Origin of the sequence: Natronobacterium texcoconense (assembly GCF_900104065.1) — an archaeon.
Lineage (GTDB): Archaea > Halobacteriota > Halobacteria > Halobacteriales > Natrialbaceae > Natronobacterium > Natronobacterium texcoconense.
Window position 1 is genome coordinate 1,193,840 of sequence record NZ_FNLC01000002.1, and the last position, 16,534, is coordinate 1,210,373.

Annotated in this window: 19 protein-coding genes; 8 read left to right on the plus strand and 11 right to left on the minus strand. The window is 63.3% G+C overall.

Going from position 1 to position 16,534, the window contains the following annotated elements:
* Positions 1 to 24: 24 nt before the first annotated feature.
* The 3 genes from BLR35_RS13290 (at position 25) to BLR35_RS13300 (ending at position 1,671) form a co-directional block, all read left to right on the plus strand.
* Entirely contained in the window at positions 25 to 615 is a 591-nt protein-coding gene (locus tag BLR35_RS13290; protein WP_090382705.1) for a 50S ribosomal protein L15e, read from the plus strand.
* Between the two features lie 94 nt (positions 616 to 709).
* On the plus strand, positions 710 to 1,144 hold the full coding sequence (locus BLR35_RS13295; RefSeq protein WP_090382708.1) for a universal stress protein: 435 nt from the start codon (positions 710 to 712) through the stop codon (positions 1,142 to 1,144).
* Between the two features lie 83 nt (positions 1,145 to 1,227).
* The gene (locus BLR35_RS13300; protein WP_090382710.1) at positions 1,228 to 1,671 is read left to right on the plus strand and encodes an arsenate-mycothiol transferase ArsC; all 444 of its coding nucleotides are present in this window, start codon (positions 1,228 to 1,230) and stop codon (positions 1,669 to 1,671) included.
* A gap of 10 nt (positions 1,672 to 1,681) precedes the next feature.
* Here the strand turns inward: BLR35_RS13300 and glmS are convergent, their stop codons facing one another.
* The 3 genes from glmS to thrS form a co-directional block, all read right to left on the minus strand.
* Entirely contained in the window at positions 1,682 to 2,131 is a 450-nt protein-coding gene (gene glmS, locus BLR35_RS13305; RefSeq protein ID WP_090382713.1) for a methylaspartate mutase subunit S, read from the minus strand.
* Between the two features lie 102 nt (positions 2,132 to 2,233).
* Entirely contained in the window at positions 2,234 to 2,944 is a 711-nt protein-coding gene (locus BLR35_RS13310; protein WP_090382715.1) for a phosphoribosyltransferase family protein, read from the minus strand.
* A gap of 135 nt (positions 2,945 to 3,079) precedes the next feature.
* A complete protein-coding gene (gene thrS, locus BLR35_RS13315; RefSeq protein WP_090382718.1) occupies positions 3,080 to 5,032 on the minus strand; it encodes a threonine--tRNA ligase in 1,953 nt (650 codons plus the stop codon).
* Between the two features lie 262 nt (positions 5,033 to 5,294).
* On the opposite strand from thrS, the gene BLR35_RS21000 reads away from it, so the two are divergent.
* Positions 5,295 to 6,083 (plus strand): hypothetical protein, encoded by a 789-nt coding sequence (locus tag BLR35_RS21000; protein WP_244510242.1) that lies wholly within the window; start codon positions 5,295 to 5,297, stop codon positions 6,081 to 6,083.
* A 186-nt stretch (positions 6,084 to 6,269) separates the two neighbouring features.
* On the opposite strand, the gene BLR35_RS13330 is transcribed toward BLR35_RS21000, so the two are convergent.
* From BLR35_RS13330 to pyrE, 6 genes are all read right to left on the minus strand, one after another.
* Complete coding sequence (locus BLR35_RS13330) at positions 6,270 to 6,740, minus strand: response regulator (RefSeq protein WP_090382721.1); 471 nt, start codon at positions 6,738 to 6,740, stop codon at positions 6,270 to 6,272.
* 285 nt (positions 6,741 to 7,025) lie between these two features.
* A complete protein-coding gene (locus tag BLR35_RS13340) occupies positions 7,026 to 7,685 on the minus strand; it encodes a helix-turn-helix domain-containing protein (protein WP_090382724.1) in 660 nt (219 codons plus the stop codon).
* 63 nt (positions 7,686 to 7,748) lie between these two features.
* Positions 7,749 to 9,080, minus strand: coding sequence for a glutamate-5-semialdehyde dehydrogenase (locus BLR35_RS13345; RefSeq protein ID WP_090382727.1), 1,332 nt, complete (start codon positions 9,078 to 9,080; stop codon positions 7,749 to 7,751).
* Complete coding sequence (proB, locus tag BLR35_RS13350; protein ID WP_090382731.1) at positions 9,073 to 9,906, minus strand: glutamate 5-kinase; 834 nt, start codon at positions 9,904 to 9,906, stop codon at positions 9,073 to 9,075. Before proB ends, BLR35_RS13345 begins: the two co-directional genes overlap by 8 nt.
* Entirely contained in the window at positions 9,899 to 10,675 is a 777-nt protein-coding gene (gene proC, locus BLR35_RS13355) for a pyrroline-5-carboxylate reductase (protein ID WP_090382733.1), read from the minus strand. The genes proB and proC overlap by 8 nt, the downstream gene beginning before the upstream one ends.
* A gap of 68 nt (positions 10,676 to 10,743) precedes the next feature.
* Positions 10,744 to 11,271, minus strand: a complete 528-nt coding sequence (pyrE, locus tag BLR35_RS13360) for an orotate phosphoribosyltransferase (protein WP_090382734.1) — start codon at positions 11,269 to 11,271, stop codon at positions 10,744 to 10,746.
* Positions 11,272 to 11,362: 91 nt separating this feature from the next.
* Between pyrE and BLR35_RS13365 the strand changes: the two genes are divergently transcribed.
* Complete coding sequence (locus tag BLR35_RS13365; protein ID WP_090382736.1) at positions 11,363 to 12,322, plus strand: alpha/beta hydrolase; 960 nt, start codon at positions 11,363 to 11,365, stop codon at positions 12,320 to 12,322.
* Positions 12,323 to 12,382: 60 nt separating this feature from the next.
* Positions 12,383 to 13,177 carry a hypothetical protein gene (locus BLR35_RS13370; RefSeq protein ID WP_090382738.1) on the plus strand — a complete coding sequence of 265 codons (795 nt, stop codon included), beginning with the start codon at positions 12,383 to 12,385 and terminating at the stop codon, positions 13,175 to 13,177.
* A 9-nt stretch (positions 13,178 to 13,186) separates the two neighbouring features.
* Here the strand turns inward: BLR35_RS13370 and BLR35_RS13375 are convergent, their stop codons facing one another.
* Both BLR35_RS13375 and BLR35_RS13380 read right to left on the minus strand, forming a co-directional pair.
* Positions 13,187 to 13,732 (minus strand): CDP-2,3-bis-(O-geranylgeranyl)-sn-glycerol synthase, encoded by a 546-nt coding sequence (locus tag BLR35_RS13375; protein ID WP_090382741.1) that lies wholly within the window; start codon positions 13,730 to 13,732, stop codon positions 13,187 to 13,189.
* Between the two features lie 25 nt (positions 13,733 to 13,757).
* Complete coding sequence (locus tag BLR35_RS13380) at positions 13,758 to 14,786, minus strand: D-2-hydroxyacid dehydrogenase (protein WP_090382743.1); 1,029 nt, start codon at positions 14,784 to 14,786, stop codon at positions 13,758 to 13,760.
* Between the two features lie 173 nt (positions 14,787 to 14,959).
* On the opposite strand from BLR35_RS13380, the gene BLR35_RS13385 reads away from it, so the two are divergent.
* Positions 14,960 to 15,814 (plus strand): proline dehydrogenase family protein, encoded by an 855-nt coding sequence (locus BLR35_RS13385; protein WP_090382745.1) that lies wholly within the window; start codon positions 14,960 to 14,962, stop codon positions 15,812 to 15,814.
* A gap of 39 nt (positions 15,815 to 15,853) precedes the next feature.
* Entirely contained in the window at positions 15,854 to 16,528 is a 675-nt protein-coding gene (locus BLR35_RS13390; protein WP_090382748.1) for a DUF502 domain-containing protein, read from the plus strand.
* Positions 16,529 to 16,534 lie beyond the last annotated feature (6 nt).

Consider the following 16,534-nt stretch of genomic DNA (forward strand, 5'->3'; position numbering starts at 1 on the left):
AGGAAACGCCCGCAGGTGATACATATGGCAAAAAGCTTCTACTCTCACATCAAGGAAGCGTGGAAAGACCCCGACGAAGGCAAGCTCGGGGAACTGCAGTGGCAGCGAAAACAGGAGTGGCGCAACCAGGGCGCGATCGAACGGATCGAACGCCCGACGCGACTCGACAAGGCACGCGAACTCGGCTACAAGGCCAAGCAGGGCATCGTCGTCGCTCGCGTCTCTGTCCGCAAGGGTACCGCCCGCAAGAGCCGCTTTACGGCCGGCCGCCGTACCAAGCGTCAGGGCGTCAACCGCATCGGCCGTCGCAAGAACATCCAGCGCATCGGAGAGGAGCGCGTCTCCCGGAAGTACCCCAACCTGCGGGTGCTCAACAGCTACTGGGTCGGTGAAGACGGCTCCCAGAAGTGGTTCGAAGTGATCCTCGTCGATCCGAACCACCCGGCTATCGAGAACGACGACGACCTCAACTGGATCTGTGACGACTCCCACCAGAACCGTGCGTTCCGCGGCCTCACGAACGCCGGCAAGGACAACCGCGGTCTCAACAACCGTGGCAAGGGCGCAGAGAAGGTCCGACCGTCCAACACGGGCGGCCAGGGCCGCGCGAAGTAAGCCGGAAGCGACGACGATTCTCGCATTTTTCGTAATTCCCGACGAGCGGTAGCTGTACCCGAGACTTAAACAGGAATGCGATGTACCGGTAGGTATGACGAACCACGTCCTCGTCCCAGTCGACGAATCGGACCGATCGAGCCAGGCCCTCGAGTTCGCGTGTACGGAGTATCCCGACGCCGACGTAACTGCGATCCACGTCCTCGATCCCGGCGACTTCTACGCGGCGACGGGAATCGAGGGCGGCGCGATGGCCAACTACGACGAACTCCGGAAACATCACGAGACGCAGGCGGAGAACATCCTCGAGCAGGCCCGACGAGAGGCCGACGAGTACGGCCGAGAGATCGAAACAGAACAGGCAGTCGGCAGCGTCTCGCAGTCGATCGTCGACTACGCGGCCGAACACGACGTCGACCACATCGTGATCGGAAGCCACGGCCGGACGGGAGCGAGCCGAATCCTGCTTGGAAGCGTCGCCGAGACGGTCGCCCGCCGGTCGCCGGTTCCGGTGACGATCGTCCGATAGCCGGGTTCGATCCCGCGGGAGGTACGTACCACTCTATAGCTCACATACCAACCGTTAGGTACGATCCCAGCCTCCCCTCGAGTATGAGCGACACCGACACGATTCGGATCGCGTTCGTCTGCGTCCAGAACGCGGGTCGAAGTCAGATGGCCACTGCCTACGCGGAACGGGAACGCGCCGAACGCGGTCTCGAGTCCGTCGAGATCCACTCGGGCGGAACACATCCCGCCGACGCCGTTCACGACGTAGTCGTTGAAGTGATGAGTGAGGAGGAGTTCGACCTATCCAGTCGGACACCCACGGAAATATCGACGGAAACCCTCGAGTCCTGTGACTACGTCGCCACCATGGGCTGTTCGACGCTCGAACTCGAGGCCGACACCGACGTCCGCGACTGGGATCTATCGGACCCACACGGAGAGGACCTCGAGCGGGTACACGAGATCCGTGAGAGCGTACGAGAACGCGTCGAGGCGTTGTTCGACGAACTCGAGAACGAACTGGCAGCGGAGAAGAACGCCGACTAACCGATCCCAGTCAGGCCGAGAGGGACTGACTTTCTCGTTCGGCCTCCGAGGAACGCATATCCAGGTCGGCACGGAGCGCCTCGATTGCCTCCTCGGGATCGGTCTCGGAGTCGAAGACTCGATCGAAGCCGAGTTCCCGGAAGAACTGTCGCGTCTCCTCGAAGTCGTCCTGTCCGACCGCGAGGTTGCCGCCGATGTAGGTGGTCACGTCCTCGAGGTCTGCGTCCGCGATTCGCTGGTGGAATCCCTCACAGTCCTGTTTGGCGTGGCCGTACAGCGAGGAGACGAGTACAGCCTCGGCGTCGTGGGCGGCTGCGGCCTCGACGAACTCGTCCTGGGAGCTCTGAACGCCCAGGTTGACGACGTCGAAGCCGTTCGCCGAGAGCGCCTGTTCGAGGATGGTGATCCCGACGACGTGTGCGTCGGAACCGATCACGCCGAGGACGACTGTTCGGGTCATGTGCGTACAGCCACAAACAGGCGGCATCGCCATAAACCTAATGATTAATAATGTGGTAGTGGTTCACACAGTTTCCACGGCGACATCCAGAACCGAACTCCCCTATACGGTCGTCAACGCTCCGATCGGTGCGTCTGTACGTTCTCGAGCGCGCTCGATGCCGTCCTCGCCGGCGGCGATGAGCGCGAAGACGCCAGCGACCTCCGCGTCTGCGGTGTCGACGATGTCCAACAGGAGTTCTTGGGTCTCGCCCGACCGGATGAGGTCGTCGACGACCAGCACCGAGTCGCCGGCGTCGATGGCCTCTGCGGGGAGGTAGTAGGTGAGTTCGATCCCCGACTCGAGGCGTTCGCGGGCCTCGATGAAGTCCTCGACGGCGGTCTCTTTTCGTTTTTTCGCGTACGCACATCGGGTGCCGTAGTAACTCGCGAGCGACGCGGCGAGCGTGATGCCGTCGGTTGCGGCCGTGAGGACGACGTCGGGCCGACCGAAGTCGAACCCGTTCGCGACGACGGGCGCCACGAGGTCGAGAAACGGCTGATCGAAGACCGTCCCGGAGTTGTCGACGTACCCCTCGTCGTCGACGCGAAGCCGTTCGTCGAGTTCGTCGGCCAGCGCCTCTCTGCCGAACTCCTCGACAACCCGCTGGGCGCGTTCGGTTCCCGGAAGCACGTGGCCGTTGACGTACCGGTTGAGATCGCCAGCGGGGAGGTCGGTCGTCTCCTCGAGTTCCTCGTAGGTTCGCGTCTCCTTGAGCATCCGCAAGACGTCCACGGCCCGCAACTGGAGGGCCGCTTTCTCGGCTCTGTTCATACAGATATGCACGATTCCGCAAGTATGGGTATTTCGATCGTTCTACGCCAGCCGGTACCCACACACGTGGTTGTTACAGACGAGAACGACGCTCCAATCGTCTGCCAAGTTCGACCGGCGAAAACAGATGCGAGGCTATCCCTGCAGGAAGTCCGGCTCCGTCCGCTGCTCGTCGCGCTCACGCCGGAGGTGCTGCTTGAACTCGTCGATCTCGACGTCGTACTCCTGGTCCTCGAAGCGGTCGCGGACCGAGATGTTGCCGTCCTCTTCCTCGTTGTCGCCGACGATGATCTGGTAGGGGACGCGGTCGTCGTGGGCCGCACGGATCTTGCGCTCGAGGGTACTGTCGCGGTCGTCGACCTCGACGCGGAACTCGTCGAACTCGCTTGCGACCTGGTAGGCGTAGCCGAGGTTCTCGTCGGAGATCGGCAGGACACGGACCTGCTCGGGGGCCAGCCACAGCGGGAATCGGCCCTCGTAGTGCTCGATGAGCATCATGAAGAACCGCTCGTAGCTACCGTACAGCGCGCGGTGGATCATGACCGGGCGATGTTCCTCGTTGTCCTCGCCGACGTAGGAGAGATCGAACCGCTCGGGCATGTTGAAGTCCAGTTGCACGGTGGGGCCGTCCCACGAGCGGCCGATGGCGTCCTCGAACGCGAAGTCGATCTTCGGACCGTAGAACGCGCCGTCACCCTCCTCGATCTCGTAGTCGTGATCGCGGTCGTCGAGGACGCTCTCGAGTTGTGACTCGGCTTTCTCCCAGATTTCGTCGCTCCCGACGGACTTCTCGGGTCGCGTCGCCAGGGCCATCTCGTACTCGAGGTCGAACGTCTCGAGGACGTCCGTGATCATGTCCATGATCTCCTCGACTTCCTGTTCGATCTGGTCGGGTCGGATGAACAGGTGGCCGTCGTCGATCGTGAAGGCCCAGACTCGCGAGAGACCGGAGAGTTCGCCGCGCTGTTCCTTGCGGTAGACCTTCCCGTTCTCGGCGTAGCGGATCGGAAGGTCGCGGTAGCTCCAGGATTGGTCCTGGAAGATGGCGGCGTGGCCGGGACAGTTCATCGGCTTCAGGCCGAACTCGTCGTCGCCGACGTCGAAGATGAACATGTCGTCGGCGTAGTTCTCGTAGTGGCCCGAACGGTGCCAGAGATCCGTCTTGAAGACGTGCGGCGTCTCGACGTAGTCGTAGCCCGCGTCCTGGTTGAGGTCCTCGACGAAGTCTTCGAGTTCTTTCAGCACCGTCTTCCCCGGCGGGTGATAGAGCGGGAGTCCCGGCCCCGTCACGTCCTGGATCGAGAAGAGGTTCATCTCCGACCCGATCTTCCGGTGATCGCGCTCCTCGGCCTCCCGACGACGTTCGAGGAACGCCTCGAGATCGTCCTCGTCTTCGAACGCCGTCCCGTAGATGCGGGTCTGCATCGTGTTCTCCTCGTCGCCACGCCAGTAGGCGCCGGCGATCTCGAGCAGTTCTACAGCGCCGATCTCGCCCGTCGACTCGACGTGGGGGCCGGCACAGAGGTCCTCCCACTCGCCCTGTTTGTAGAACGTGACGGTGTCGTTCTCGTCGGCGAACTCCGCGAGCAGTTCGAGCTTGTAGGGTTCGTCCGCGAGACGCTCCTCTGCTTCCTCGATCGAGAGCTCCTCGCGTTCGATCTCGTAGTCTTCCTCGACGATTGCCTCGATTTCGGCCTCGAGGTCCGCGAGGTCGTCTTCGTCGACGTCTAAGTTGTCGAAGTCGTAGTAGAACCCGTCGTCCGTCGGCGGGCCGATAGCGAGTTTGACCTCGTCTTCGTCGAACAGGCGTTCGACCGCCTGGGCGAGACAGTGCGAGGCCGAGTGGCGCATCACGCGCAGGTAGTCCTCGCCGCCGTCGTCGGTGACGATCTCGAGTTCCGCGCCGTCGTAGACCGGCTCTTCCTTGGCGACGAGGTCGCCGTCGATCCGTCCGGCGACCGTGTCACGTCCGAGTCCGGGGCCGATCTCGTACGCGCAGTCTTCGACCGTCGCGTCGGCGTCGACCTCGAGTTCGGATCCGTCTGGCAGTACGACCGCGATCTGTTCCTGTGAGTTTGATTCTGACATGGCTATAGCTGGTCGGTGAACTTCGACGAGAAGTTCGGTCGGTGGTCCGCGTGCCGCTCGCTGTGGTACGTTTCGAACACAGCCAGCGGTAGGTGTGAGTTAGAAGCGGGCGAAAGCCCCTGTAAAGCGGACACCTACCATCGTGGATACGCGTAGTCTCGAGTAGGTTAAAAGCGTTGTGATGACGTGCCCCCCTGGGAAGCTGAAACCACAGTTTGGCCGTAGAGAAGACACTTATCGGGTCCGACTCGAGTACCCAGAAATGAAACGTCGAACGCTGCTCGCCGGCACGGGGGCAGGACTCACCGCTGCCGTCGGCGGCTGTCTGGGAAGTGTGAGGGGTGGACGTCGGTACGAACAGTGTACGGAACCGTTCGTTCCCCTCTCGGAACTGCCCGACCGGGCCCGAAGCGAAGTCGAGATCGCCCTCGAAGACGGGAGCTACAGCACCGTCCGTACCCTCGCCTATCCCGACCTCGTCGGTGACGACTCGCTACTGTGGGCCGAATCGAACAATCGGTATTACGAACACCGACTCGAGAACGCACTCCTGAACGTCAGAGAGACGCTGACCTTCGAACCGGTAACGCCGGAACGTGAGTCGCCGGCCGAACTCAAACTGAGCAACCAGACCGAGGAGACCCTCGAGGTGGACGTCACGATCTCGAGTCAAGACAGAGAGACGCTCGTCGACGAAGAGAAGAGCGTCGAACCGGCCGAAGGGATCGACGCCGTCGAGTCGATCGCCAGCAGCGAATACGCCGGGGATCAGGAGGCGGCGGAAGGGCTGCCCGGAGTCGCCTTCCCCGCAGCGATGCGAGACTACGAGATATCGATCGCCGTCGAGAAAGGCGAGTCGCTGCTCGAGAAAACCGACGTCGTGAGCGTCGATCCGTGGCTGCTGTACTACTGGGTGCAGATAACGAAAGACGGCGTCCTGATGGGAAAAGTCGGCGAGAATCACGGACTCTTCTCGGAGTACCTCGACAGCAAAATGGGACTACACTGGGCGTGTCACCAGCCTCCCGGAGGGTGGCCGACCTCGAGCTGACGGATAGCTGCTCGAGTGGTCGACTCCTCGGAGAGTGGATCCGTTCTCCATCCGTACAGTAAAGTTGTTACTCTTTCAGAAGGCCCCGCAACTGGGCGACGTAGGGCTGTGTTCCCAGCTTCGATAAAACAGACTGCTGTGAGCAGCGCTACGCGTCGAACGGGTCGAGTTTCCGGACGAACCGCGTTACGATTCCTCGCCGTCACATGGGAGCCGTGCAGCGGACAACCAGAAGTCCTCGAACGCACGGAGCGTCTCTTCGAACTCGTCTGGACTCGAGTTCTTGGAGAGACAGGCGTTCGCGTTCAGTTCGTAGGCCTCGCGTACTTCCCGGTCGGACTGAGAGCCGGTCAGAACGATCACTGGAATGTGATCGTGGTTCGGATCGTCGTTCAATTCCGTCAGGATCCCTTTCCCCCCTTTTCCGGGGAGGTGCCAGTCGAGAAGAACGAGATCTGGAGCAGGTGCGTCCGCGTACTCGTCACGCTGATCGACGAAGTCCAGTGCTTCGCTCCCTGTATGGACGGTGTGGAGAGTGTCGGCGCGAACCGGATCGCTGAGGGCTTCTTCGACGAGACGTGCGTCGCCCGGATTGTCTTCTACGAGGAGGATTGTGTGGAAAGAGGATCGAGATAGTTTCGTTTCCGGCGATTTCATTCGTATGAAACTGTAGGCGTCAGTGATCGACGTTCGGTTCTTCGCGAACAGCGGTCACCTCTGACTTTTCGATAGCTCGAAACTCCGTCGATCCGCATTGACAGCCGTTTTTCGTACCGATCGGCTGGACTGTTCCGTCGGGCCACTTTTGAACCGCATAGCCAGCACCGCAGCTGACACATTCGGCGACAGTGCGTTTGCTCCCTCCATCTGGCGTCATACCCTCTAGAAGGACACCGAGTGGTATCAGATTGGCTCGGTATATACAAAACTGTTTTTAGTATGCTATCGGCCTGGGACCTCCGTTTCGGACAGTGTACTTCCGAGGACGTTTTTGATCCCCCGCCGGAGCCTGGAAGCGACGGCCTGCTGTGAGATGTCGAGTTCGTCGCCGAGTTCTTCCATCGTCACTTCACGTGGGGTCTCGAAGTAGCCCCGATTGTAGGCGAGTACCAGCGTGTCCTGCTGGGTATCGGTCAGTGATGCCTCCGAGTCCGTCTCGAGCGGTGTAAGCGCCTGTAACTTCGTCAGTGTGATCGGAATGTCTAGGTCTCGACAGCGCCGCTGGAACTCGGAGATATCGCTTCTATCGTCGCCGCGTATCTCGAACGACCACTGCTGTGTCGTGCCGACGGCTCTGATAAGCGGAATCTCCGTCTCCACCAGTGTGCTCAACACACCGGAGTATTCAACTGCCCACTCGACCCGCAGGAGGTACTCGTCCTCGACGGAATCGACGAGACGAATGTCTTCCACTCCAGGATGGTTGGTAAACGCCCCCTCGATATCGTCGACGAGGGTTCCCCGTACCCAGAAGTAGGGAACGACCACGTCCTGTGCAGGAATAATCCGCTCCAGTGTAACCGTCACCTCCGGTAATTTCTCGAACACGGTTCCTAACGGGAACTCCTCCGACGGAACCGTAAACGTCGCTTCCGTAGCCATCGTTCGGACTGTCGCGCTCCCGTCGTAAAAAGGCAATACGGCTGTGCGGTCCGAACAGCCGTGTTACTCTCGAGACAGCCGCCCCGGCGTCCACTCCGCGTCGAACTCCTCGTGGAGGTACGGCTTCGCGTCCTCGCCGGCGTAGGTCGCGACGAGTTGCCCGTCGCCCTCGAGGTGGTACTTGTACGTCGTCAGCCCCTCGAGACCGACGGGGCCGCGGGCGTGGATCTTTCCGGTGGAGATGCCGACCTCCGCGCCGAGGCCGAACCGGTAGCCGTCGGCGAAGCGCGTCGAGGCGTTGTGGAAGACGCTCGAGGCGTCGAGGCGACGCATGAACTGCGCAGCTCGGTCGGAATCCTCGGTGACGATCGACTCCGTGTGTTTGGAGCCGTACTCGGTGATGTGCTCGATCGCGTCGGCCAGCGAGTCGACGACCTTGATCGAGAGTTCGAGGTCGCCGTACTCGGTTTCCCAGTCGTCGTCGGTTGCTTCGCCTACGTCGACGACCTCGCGGGTGGCCTCGTCGCCGCGTAGTTCGACGTCGGCGTCCTCGTAGCGAGAGACCATGCCGGAGAGGAAATCCGCGGCGACGTCTTCGTGAACCAGCAGCGTCTCGACGGCGTTGCATACGGCGGGATACTGGACCTTCGCGTCGAAGGCGATGTCCTCGGCCATCTCGAGGTCGGCCTCGCTGTCGACGAAGACGTGACAGACGCCCTCGGTGTGGCCGAGCACGGGGATGCTCGTGTTGTCCTGGATGTAGGAGACGAACTCGGAACTGCCGCGGGGCATCAGCAGGTCGATCGAGTCGTCCATCTCGAGCATCGCGGTGACGTCCTCGCGGGCCTCGATCAGTTGAGCCCACCCATCCGGCAGGTCGGCGGTCGCCTCGCGGATGATCTCGTACAGTACCCGGTTGGAGTTACTGGCTTCGCTGCCACCCTTCAGGATGACGGCGTTGCCGGACCGGAGTCCGAGCGCGGCGATCTGGACCAGCGCGTCCGGCCGGGACTCGAAGACCGTTCCGACGACGCCGATGGGGACGGCGACCTTGTACAGTTCCAGTCCCTCGTCGAGCCGTCGCGCCTCCAGGGTCTTCTCGAGCGGATCCTCCTGGGCGGCGACGCTGCGGACCATCTCCGATATGTCCTCGAGTTTCGAGGGGGAGAGTTTCAGCCGGTCGACCAGCGCCTGGCTGTACTCACCTGCCTCGAGCATCTCTTCGGCCTCGGTGACGTCTTCTTCGTTCGCCTCGAGGATCTCGTCGTGGCGCTCGTCGATCGCGTCGGCGATCGCCTCGAGGCCCGCCCGCCGTCGGTCGTCGGACAGCGTCGCGAGTTCGAGGGCCGCGGTCTGTGCCTCGTCGACCTTGGTTTCGATCGTCGGTTCAGTCATCGGTGACACCGTTTATGGGAACGAATACCGTCCCCACGGGCTTGCCAGTAGCGATTTTTTCGAGGACGTTCGGCTCGGTCGAGCGGGCGATGATCGCCGGCTTCCCGTGTTCGCTGACCTCGCGTGCGCCCTGAACCTTCGTCTGGATGCCGCCGAACGTCTCGGTCGAGCTGCCGTCGATGATCTCCAGGACCTCGTCGTAGTTGTCGCCGACGGCCTCGATGCGTTCGGCGTCGTCGTCCTCCTTCGGATTTCCCGTGTAGACGCCGCCGACGTCGGTGAGCGTCACCAGCAGGTCGACGTCGACGCCGACCGCAAGCGACGACGAGAGCATGTCGTTGTCGCCGATCCGGATCTCTTCGGTCGCGACCGCGTCGTTCTCGTTGATGATCGGGACGATGTCCCACTCGAGCAGCGTCTCGATCGTGTTCCGGAAGTTGGTGAACCGGTCGGTGTTCTCGAGGTCCTGCTGGCTCAGCAGGATCTGGGCGACCTTCGTGTCGTAGCGCTCGAAGCTCTCGGTGTACCGGCGCATGAGGTGGCTCTGCCCGACGGTCGACAGCGCCTGTGACTCCTCGACGGTTTCGCCGGTGTAGCCGACTCGCCCCTTGCCGGCACCGACCGCGCCCGAAGAGACGAGGATCACGTCCTTGCCTCGTTTCCGGAGGTCAGCGACGTCGTCGACGAGTTTGTCGAGTTTCTCGTCGTCGAGATTCGAGGAGTCGTCGGTCAGCGAGTTGGTTCCAGCCTTGACGACGACGCGTTCGGCTGTGGCTGCCTGCTCCCGCGCCGCTTCGACCGTCTCGGCCCCCATCGCGTCACTCATCTTCTGCCTCGCGTGCGAGTTCCGCAGAACGTTCTGCCGCCGCCGTCACCGCTTCTGTCACGGCGTCGTCTGCCTCGCTCTCCCAGAGGACGTCCATTCCTTCGATGGTCGTTCCCTTGGGCGAACAGACCGCGTCGATCATCTCGTCGATCGGCCGCTCAGTTCGCAACACGGTCTCGGCGGCTCCCTTGAACGTCTGTGCTGCGAGCAGTCGCGCCTGATCCGGTTCGAGACCGCGGTCGACGCCGGCCTGGGCCATCGCGTCGAGAAGATAGTAGACGAAGGCAGGGCCACTGCCGTTGACGGCGGTCGCGACGTCCATCCGATCCTCGTCGATCTCGACGAATTCACCGACGTCGTCGAGCAGTTCTCGTACCTCGTCGGTGACGCTGTGTTCGGTCACTGCCGCGGCCATCGTCCCCGTCTCGGCCGCGAGGTTCGGCATCACGCGAACGACCGTCGCGTCGGTGTACTGCTCGACGAACTCCGTCGAGACGCCCGCTGCGATCGAGACCAGCGTCTGATCCGCCGAGAGGTCGATCGACTCGAGGACGGCTCCGACCACGTCCGGTTTCACCGCGACGACGACGACGTCGGCCTCCGTCGCCACCGCGGGATCGTCCGTAGTATGCGAACTGTACGCCTCGACCGACTCGAGTGCGTCCGGGTCCAGGTCACACGCCGTCAACGTGTGTTTGCCGGACGCGGCGAGCCCCCGTATCAGGGCACTCCCCATGTTCCCACAGCCGATGACGCTCACATCTGTCATCCTACTCGAGTTGAAGTGACGAGGCGGTCATACACCTTTGGTTTCGGGCACGTACTGACGGTGCGGGGCTATTCCCGATCGGCGAGCAGTTCGCTTGCCGTCACCAGTGCCTCCATCTCGACGTCGGCGTCTTCGACGTTCTCGCGACCGCCTTCTTCGCGGTCGACCACGACGAGCGCCCGGTTTACGGTCGCACCGGCCTCTCGAAGCGCCTCGATCGCGTCGACGAGGCTCGTCCCCGTCGTCACGATGTCCTCTAAGACGACGACCTCCTCGCCCTCCTCGAGTCTGCCCTCGATCAGGTTGGCCGTGCCGTACTCTTTGCGCTGCTTGCGCGCGATGACGTAGGGAGCACCTGCCGCGACGCTCGTGGCCGCCGCGAGCGGAACCGCACCGAGGGCGACGCCGGCGAGTTTGTCGTCTTCGTCGACGCGCTCGGCGAACGCCTCGGCGACGACCTCGAGGCAGTCGGGGTCGGTCTCGAAGAGGTACTTGTCGACGTAGTACTCGCTCGTGCCGCCGTGTGAGAGTTCGAACTCGCCGAACTGGACGGCGTCAGCCGCACGCAGGGCGTCGATGAGTTCCTGATTCGTCATTGCTCGAAAGGGCGGGGTCCACCGAAATAAGCGGTGTGGAAAGGACCAGCGAGCCATAGCTTTTTGCGCCGACGTGAAAATAATTCGACCAATGTCGCTACCGCGTGCGGACGAGCCCCACCCCGACGTCCAGCAGTTCCTCGAGATGTACGAATCGGTCGACGTCCCCGACTTCGGGGAGGTGTCGCCCGAGACGGCACGCGAACTGTTCGACCAGTTGCGCGTTGGTAAGGAGGCGGAGTTCGACCTCCACGCCGTCGAGGATCGGACGATCGACGGCCCCGACAGCGAGATAGCGATCCGGTATTACGAGCCGCGAGCCGATCCCGCCAACGACCCCCTAATTCTCTACTTCCACGGCGGTGGCTGGGTCATCGGCAGTATCGAGACCCACGACGTGACCTGTCGCAAACTCGCGGCCGAATCGGGGTATCCCGTCGTCAGCGTCGACTACCGGCTCGCGCCCGAACACCCCTTTCCCGCAGGGCTGGAGGATTGCTACGCCGCACTCGAGTGGGCGAGCGAGAACGCGCCCGAACTGGACGCCGATCCCGACCGGGTCGTCCTCGCCGGCGACAGCGCGGGCGGGAATTTGGCGACGGCGGTGGCGCTGCTCGCCCGCGACCGCGACGGTCCGGAACCCGCCTATCAGACACTGATCTATCCGAGTACCGGAGACGTCACCGAGACGCCGGCTTACGAGGAGAACGCCGAGGGGTATTTCCTGACCGACGACGAGATCGACTGGTTTGCCGATCACTACCTCGAGCGCGAGATCGACCGAGGAAACGTCTACGCCTTCCCCCGACGCGCCCACGACCTCTCGGGGCTCCCGCCGGCGACGATCGTCACCGCCGGTTTCGATCCGCTGCGTGACGACGGGGGTGCCTACGTCGACCGACTCGAGGCGGAGGGCGTTCCCGTCTCCCACCACCATTACGACGACGTCGTTCACGGCTTCTTCGGGATGGTCGGCGGTCCGATCGACCTCGAGCGCGCTCACGAGGCGTACGACGACGTCGTGTCCGATCTCCACGAGACGCTCGAGTGACAGACGGTCGTTCGGCCAATATTCCGCAATGTTTTTGTTGTGTATTTTTCAATAGTGGCTATGAATCGACGATACGCTATCGTCGGGGTCGTCGCCCTGCTTGCTCTCGCTACGACCGGAACGCTCGTCGCCTACTCCCCCGCCGACGCGACCGCCGGCTCGCCCGTCGAACCGTCCGAACTCGAGGGGTCCTACACAGTCTCCGAAGCAACTACCGTCGACGGAGACCCGTTCTTCTCGCGGGAGTCGACCGTCGACGCCGAGACGGGCGAACAGCGAACGACCCTCTCGTTCGAGGCGATCACGTACGACCACTACTGGACCGAAGACGGCGACCGATACACGAAGATCACGGCAGAAAGCGAGGAACGACTCGCCGACCGACTCGAGGAGTCCGACCGCGAGACGGTCGTCCGGGAGTACGAGGCCGAACCGAGCGTCATCGTCGAGCCGACCGAAGACACCAACGCGGACGACGGACCGGCCGGCGATGCGTTCCCGGATACGCTGACCCACTCGCAACTCGCGATGACCGCGTTTACCGAGACGGGAACGACGACCGTCGACGGAACGACGGTCGAGACCTACGAGCCACACACTGGCTGGATCGACGTCGGTGACCTGGCGGACGACCGCGACACGATGTACGTCGCCGACGCCGACGGCGAGGTCCACGTCGGGCCGGACGAACAGTTATACCACGCGAACGTCACGCTCGAGCGAATCGACGCGGAGACGTGGGGTGGCTACCTCCTCGAGCGCGGCGACTCGTCGACGACGACCTTCGAGTACGACGTCACCGAGTCGGCCGAAAACGTCAGTCCTGCGTGGTTCGACGACGCCGAAGAAACGTAGCGCGGACGACTACCAGGGTTCGTCCTTCAGCCCGAGTTTGTACGCGATGGCGTTCGTCGTCACGTGCAGGACGGGCGTGAGCACGACGACGACGAGAATCACGTCCCAGGTGAACCACTCGAAGAACCACTCGGTCGCGAGCAGTGCCGTCAGCGGCAAGGAGACGACGACGAAGTCCAGCTGATCGAGGCCGGGGAACATCGCGCCGCGTTCGCGTCCCGTTCGACGCTTGAGGAACGAGGCGAGGATGTCCCCGAGCATCGCTCCGGCCGCGAGACCGAGCGCCGCAAGCGGCTCGAACGCAGGGACGGAGAACCCGAGGGCCCCGCTGACGTCGTCCGCGAGAAGCGTCAAAACGCCCGCGAGTGCGAGTCCCGCTGCGATTCCGGCGGCCGTTCCGCGCCAGGTCTTGCCGTCGCCGAGTACGCGCTTGTCGTCCCAGGTCCGGCCGCCGTCGATCGGTTGGCCGCCACCGGCGAGCACTGCTGCGTTGTTCGGTACGTAGGCAGGCAACATCGCCCAGAACGCGATCACGACTGTCTCGAGTATTGCCATATCCGGCGGGACGAACCGACGTACCTTAATCGAGGTGGTTCCGTCGCTCGACGGCGATCTCCTCGAGCAGTCGATCCGGACGGCTCCACTGGTCCGGGTCCACGACGACGTTCTCGAGGTCGTCGCCGTCTTCCTCGAGGACTTCGACGTTGTGTGCGACGACGTCGGCCAGACGATCCCAGTGTTTGGGCGTATGACCGCCGGTGTGGGGCGTGATGAGGCAGTTTTCGAGGTCCCACAGCGGGTGTCCGGGCGGGAGCGGTTCCGGATCGGTGACGTCGAGTGCGGCCCCACGGATCGCGTTTCGCTGGAGCGCGTCGACCAGGGCGTCGGTGTCGACGACGCCGCCGCGAGCGACGTTGACCAGGACGGCCTCGGGCGGCAGCGTCGCGAGTTCGGCCTCGCCGACGAGCCCTCGAGTCTCGTCGGTCAGCGGACACGCGAGCACGACGTACTCGCTGCGGGCGAAGGCGTCGTGGAGCTCCCGTTCCTCGAGGCCGACGACCTCGTCGGTCGGACCGCCCTTCAGCGGTGTGTACCGGACGCCGATCGTCTCCACGTCGAACCCCTCGAGACGCTTCGCGACCGCCGTGCCGATCGACCCGAGGCCGACGATAGTGACGGTACTCCCCTTGAACTCGGTCGACTGGAAGTGACGCCACTCACCGCGTTGTTTCCGTCGCCATCCTTCGTGGAGTCGTCGGGCGAACGCGAGCACGTTCCCGATCGCTTGCTCGGCGATGCCGGGCGCGTGAATCCCGCCGGCGTTGGTCACGGTGATCCCGCGGTCGGCGAGTTCCGCCGTCGGCAGGTGTTCGGTGCCGGCGAAGGCACACGCGAACAGCTCGAGTCGAGTCGCGACCGCGAGCAGGTCCTCGTCGATGCCGACTCCCGTGACGACGCGGGCAGTGGAGGCGAGTTCGCGTTCCTCCCGCGGCGTTCGCGCGCATTCGACGGTGTGATCCGGCAGCCGTTCGCGCAAGGCCGCGGCGTACGACTCCATCGACAGTCCTTCGGTACCCTCCCGAAGGACGACGACGTCTGCATGGCTCATACGACATCGTCCGGAACAGTACGGCTTTGCGTTACTGGCCGACCCCGACGTGTTGGACGGGAACCACTCGTTGCCGGGAAACGTCTCGAGTTCGGCGTCGATGACCGACTCCGTCCATCAGTGGCTGACGAATTATACCAAATCTCTTATAACTGGCGGCCGACGGATCGGCTATGATCCCACCGATCGCGAACAGATTCGTCGCCGGCGAGACCCCAGCAGAGGTGCTCGAGCACGTCCGGACGATCAACCAGCGAGACGTCAAAGCAATCGTCAATCTCCTGGGCGAACACTACGACGAGCGGCCGCCGGTCCGATCCGACGCCGCGGAGTACCGCTCGCTCGTGGAAGACGTCGCGGAGTCCGACCTCGAGGCCTGCGTCTCGATCAAACCCTCCCAGCTCGGACTCGACATCGGCGAGGACGTCTTCCGGGAGGAACTCGAGTCGATCGTCGAGACGGCGGCGGAACACGGCGTCTTCGTCTGGATCGACATGGAGGATCACACGACGACCGACGCGACGTTAGACGCTTACGAGGAGTTCGCACGGGAGTACGACGACGATGGCGGATCCGACTTCGGCGTCGGCGTCTGCGTCCAGGCGAACCTCGAGCGGACCCGCGACGACGTCGAACGACTCGCCGACGTCCCCGGCAAGGTGCGGTTCGTCAAGGGAGCCTACGACGAGCCAGAAGCCGTCGCCTACACCGATCGGGAGCGGGCCACCCAGGAGCTGAAGGACTTGCTCGAGTACGCGTTCGAACACTACGACGGCGGCATCGGCGTCGGGAGTCACGACCCAGAGATAATCGACCACGCCATCGAACTCCACGAGGAATACGGGACGGACTTCGAGTTCCAGATGCTCATGGGCGTCCGGGAAGACGTCCAGTACGACCTCGCGGAGGAGTACGAGGTCTACCAGTACGTCCCCTACGGCGGTCGCTGGCTGTCGTACTTCTACCGCCGCGTGATGGAGCGCAAGGAGAACCTCCGGTTCGCGCTCCGGGCCGTCCTCGGCCGCTAAAGGAAAGCGCTCTTTATCCCCTGGTGTGAGGTGTCCTACATGGCTTCGTGGAAGCGGGACTTCGCGAGCGGGTTGATCGTTCTCGGCCCGATCCTCGTGACCCTCTACGTCATCTACTGGCTCTACGGGCTCGTCGCGGGTATCACACCCCCGGTCATTCTGGAAGCCGACGCCCTGCCACCGTTGCCAGGCGAAGGGACCCAGGAACAGGTCGCAGCGTTCCTTCGCGTCATCGTCGTCCTGACAGTCGTAACGATCCTCACGTTCTCGGTCGGTTACCTCATGCGAACGACGGTCGGCGGCCTCGTCGAACGCGTCGTCGACGGCGTCGCCAACCGTGTCCCCGTCATTCGGGTGGTCTACAACGCGTCCAAGATGGCTGCCGAAACCGCGCTGGGCGAACAGGAGTCGCTCCAGACGCCCGTCAAACTCGAGGTCTGGGACGGGCTCCGGATGACGGCGTTCAAAACCGGGAAGACGACCGACGACGGGCGGGAAGTCCTCTTCCTGCCGACGTCGCCGAACATTACGACAGGATTCGTCATCGAGGTCCATCCCGATCGATTCGACACGCTCGACGAAAACGTCGAAGACGCACTCACCCGCGTCCTGAGTGCCGGCTTCGGTGACGCCGAGCGACGCGGGATGGACGCTGGCGTCCCGATCGACGTCATCGACGAGCGGACGGTAAAGCAGTCGGACAGCGACGATTAGCGGAGT

Coding starts and splice junctions, on each gene's coding strand:
- BLR35_RS13290 (WP_090382705.1), top strand. CDS start 25: ATGGCAAAAAGCTTCTACTCTCACATCAAGGAAGCGTGGAAAGACCCC.
- BLR35_RS13295 (WP_090382708.1), top strand. CDS start 710: ATGACGAACCACGTCCTCGTCCCAGTCGACGAATCGGACCGATCGAGC.
- BLR35_RS13300 (WP_090382710.1), top strand. CDS start 1,228: ATGAGCGACACCGACACGATTCGGATCGCGTTCGTCTGCGTCCAGAAC.
- glmS (WP_090382713.1), bottom strand. CDS start 2,131: ATGACCCGAACAGTCGTCCTCGGCGTGATCGGTTCCGACGCACACGTC.
- BLR35_RS13310 (WP_090382715.1), bottom strand. CDS start 2,944: ATGAACAGAGCCGAGAAAGCGGCCCTCCAGTTGCGGGCCGTGGACGTC.
- thrS (WP_090382718.1), bottom strand. CDS start 5,032: ATGTCAGAATCAAACTCACAGGAACAGATCGCGGTCGTACTGCCAGAC.
- BLR35_RS21000 (WP_244510242.1), top strand. CDS start 5,295: ATGAAACGTCGAACGCTGCTCGCCGGCACGGGGGCAGGACTCACCGCT.
- BLR35_RS13330 (WP_090382721.1), bottom strand. CDS start 6,740: ATGAAATCGCCGGAAACGAAACTATCTCGATCCTCTTTCCACACAATC.
- BLR35_RS13340 (WP_090382724.1), bottom strand. CDS start 7,685: ATGGCTACGGAAGCGACGTTTACGGTTCCGTCGGAGGAGTTCCCGTTA.
- BLR35_RS13345 (WP_090382727.1), bottom strand. CDS start 9,080: ATGACTGAACCGACGATCGAAACCAAGGTCGACGAGGCACAGACCGCG.
- proB (WP_090382731.1), bottom strand. CDS start 9,906: ATGAGTGACGCGATGGGGGCCGAGACGGTCGAAGCGGCGCGGGAGCAG.
- proC (WP_090382733.1), bottom strand. CDS start 10,675: ATGACAGATGTGAGCGTCATCGGCTGTGGGAACATGGGGAGTGCCCTG.
- pyrE (WP_090382734.1), bottom strand. CDS start 11,271: ATGACGAATCAGGAACTCATCGACGCCCTGCGTGCGGCTGACGCCGTC.
- BLR35_RS13365 (WP_090382736.1), top strand. CDS start 11,363: ATGTCGCTACCGCGTGCGGACGAGCCCCACCCCGACGTCCAGCAGTTC.
- BLR35_RS13370 (WP_090382738.1), top strand. CDS start 12,383: ATGAATCGACGATACGCTATCGTCGGGGTCGTCGCCCTGCTTGCTCTC.
- BLR35_RS13375 (WP_090382741.1), bottom strand. CDS start 13,732: ATGGCAATACTCGAGACAGTCGTGATCGCGTTCTGGGCGATGTTGCCT.
- BLR35_RS13380 (WP_090382743.1), bottom strand. CDS start 14,786: ATGAGCCATGCAGACGTCGTCGTCCTTCGGGAGGGTACCGAAGGACTG.
- BLR35_RS13385 (WP_090382745.1), top strand. CDS start 14,960: ATGATCCCACCGATCGCGAACAGATTCGTCGCCGGCGAGACCCCAGCA.
- BLR35_RS13390 (WP_090382748.1), top strand. CDS start 15,854: ATGGCTTCGTGGAAGCGGGACTTCGCGAGCGGGTTGATCGTTCTCGGC.